This is a genomic window from Magnetospirillum fulvum MGU-K5, from assembly GCF_000442515.1.
Taxonomy (GTDB): Bacteria; Pseudomonadota; Alphaproteobacteria; order Rhodospirillales; family Magnetospirillaceae; genus Phaeospirillum; species Phaeospirillum fulvum_B.
The window spans coordinates 1-1,436 of the sequence record NZ_AQPH01000156.1 but is presented as its reverse complement, the minus strand read 5'-3'; the positions used below and the strand labels follow the sequence as shown (position 1 = coordinate 1,436).

Sequence of the window (1,436 nt, the reverse complement as noted above, 5' to 3'; positions counted from 1 at the left end):
CCCCGGCCTCGATGAAATCCATCTGCCGCCGAAGGGCGCGTTCGTTGGCCAGGAGGCTTATTACGCCACCCTGCTGCACGAGCTCGGCCACGCCACCGGCCATCCCTCCCGGCTTGTCCGCACTTTCGGGCCGTTCGGCTCTGAACTCTATGCCCGCGAGGAATTACGGGCCGAAATCGCCAGCTATATGCTCGCCCGCGACCTCGGCATCTCCCACGATCCGTCCAACCACGCGTCGTATGTCGAATCCTGGCTGAAGGTGCTGAGAGACGACAAGAACGAGATCTTCCGCGCTGCCCGCGACGCCGAAACGATCAAATCCTGGGTCACCGAGCCGGAGCGCCGCCCCGAGCTCGAACGCGCTGCCCAGGCTCACGCCGCCGCGATCGCCACCACACAGGAGCCGGGGATGGAGAACCGGACGTTAATGCCGACCGGGATCGCACCCGAGGTCACGCCCGCCCGCTCGCCTGTCCAGGGGAGCGCGCCCAACCGCCCGTCCGTCTCCGACCGGCCCCAGCTGATCGCGGTGCCCTATGCCGAGAAGGATCAGGCCAAGGCGCTCGGGGCCAAATGGGACCGTGACGCCAAATCCTGGTTCATTCCGGCGGGGCTGGACCCGGCGTTGTTTGCGAAATGGACGCAGGCCCCAGCCCAGGCCCTGGCTTCGGCTCAAACTCCGGTCCAGGCTCCGGAGCAGGAACCCGGCACGCTTTTCGTCGGTTGGCATACCCCGACGATTCCGGGGAAGGAATCGCTGGTCGCCATGCAGAGCGCCGGTCTTCCCTCGGGCAAGTTCATCGCGCTCGATCATCCGTTCGCGAGCCAGGCCCACGACCCCGCGACCGCGAAGGTGGTCGAGATCCGTCTGGTCAAGGTCTTCGATCCCGAAGGGATTTTCGACCCGGCCCATATCCAACGCGACGGCGTGCTGTGGGACGCGATGGACGCCGCCCTGGATAAAGACCCCGACATTGCCAAGGCCAAAAGCGATTTTAACGAGTACAAGCGGCGCTTTGCCGAAGCCCAGACCAAGTTCCTCCGCAGCAAAGGCTATGATGGGTATGTGCGCTGGATCGACGGCGTCGATCGTGAGGAAAACCCGGAAAAGGCCAATCGCGAGCTGATCGTCTTCGATCGCGAGCGGGTCAAGGAGCGCGCTTCTCCCGAACAAAGCCGAAGCCCGGCTTCGGACGTACCGCTCGATCGCACGACCCCGCACGCCTTCCTCGCCGTGCCCTTTGCCGAAAAGGAACAGGCCAAGGCGCTCGGGGCCAAATGGGACCGCAAGGCCAAGGCGTGGTATGTCCCGGACGGGCTCGACGCGGCCGCTTTCGCCCGCTGGTCGGGCAAACCGGCCGCGCCCGCCAGCCTGTCTCCGGTCGAGGAATTTGCCGAAGCCTGCAAATCGCATGGCCTGCTGCTGAAATCGGCCC

General features: G+C 65.4%; 1 protein-coding gene. It reads left to right on the top strand.

Annotated elements, in window-relative coordinates; genetic code table 11:
* The coding region (locus tag K678_RS19645) for a zincin-like metallopeptidase domain-containing protein (protein ID WP_021133790.1) at window positions 1-1,436 on the top strand (1,436 nt) is incomplete at both ends.